Raw genomic sequence first — 708 nt, 5'->3', positions numbered from 1 at the left:
GGCGGCGTCGCCGGGGCTCGGCCGGCGTGCTCGCGCGCAGGGGCACCACGACGTCAGACCGGCGGGAGTCGTCGTCCGCCCGGGACTCGCCGTCCAGCTCGGCCTCGATGCGGGACCACACCTCCGGGCCGGGCGCGACGGTCGCGACCGAGGCGGAGGCCCTCGTCAGCTCGACCGTGCGCCGCAGCGCCGCGAGACCGTCGCGGCAGGTCGCGCACCCGGCGAGGTGGGTGCGCTCGACCCGCGACGGCTCCTCGGTGAGGCTGAGGTCGACGAGCCGGTCGTCGTCGATGTGGCCGTCGGCGGCGACGGGGTTCCCGGGTGCAGGGGTCGTGGGGGTCATGCGGTCACCTCCTCGAGGCGGGTGCGCAGGTCCAGCAGACCGCGGCGGATGTGGCTCTTCACCGTGCCCAGCGGCAGGTCGAGGGCATGGGCGATGTCCTGCTGTCGACGATCCTCGATGATCGCCATGCGGATGATCGTGGCGCGGGGGTCACCCAGGGCCTCCAGCTCGTGCGCGAGCACGACCCGGTCGGTCGCGTCCTCGGGGTGGTTGCCGACCGCGCCGTCGGGGATCGCGACCGTGAAGACCTGCTCGTCACGGTCGCGCCGTGCCCGTGCCGCGTGGTGGTCCGCGCATCGACGACGGGTGACGGTGGCCAGCCACCCCGCGAGCGAACCGGAGCCGGGATCCAGCGACCGACGACT

General features: G+C 74.7%; 1 protein-coding gene and 1 pseudogene. Both read right to left on the bottom strand.

Annotation, left to right across the window (positions count from 1 at the left end; genetic code table 11):
- Positions 1 to 343, bottom strand: a pseudogene (locus N801_RS19095) (hypothetical protein); the annotation flags it as partial.
- Positions 340 to 708, bottom strand: a 369-nt coding sequence (locus N801_RS19090) for an RNA polymerase sigma factor (RefSeq protein ID WP_035940981.1), incomplete at its 5' end; no start/stop codon positions are given. The gene N801_RS19090 and the pseudogene N801_RS19095, both read right to left, overlap by 4 nt.

Origin of the sequence: Knoellia aerolata DSM 18566, assembly GCF_000768695.1 — a bacterium.
GTDB classification, from domain to species: domain Bacteria; phylum Actinomycetota; class Actinomycetes; order Actinomycetales; family Dermatophilaceae; genus Knoellia; species Knoellia aerolata.
Note: the sequence above shows the minus strand (reverse complement) of the source record. Positions and strands in the feature narration are given on the sequence as shown.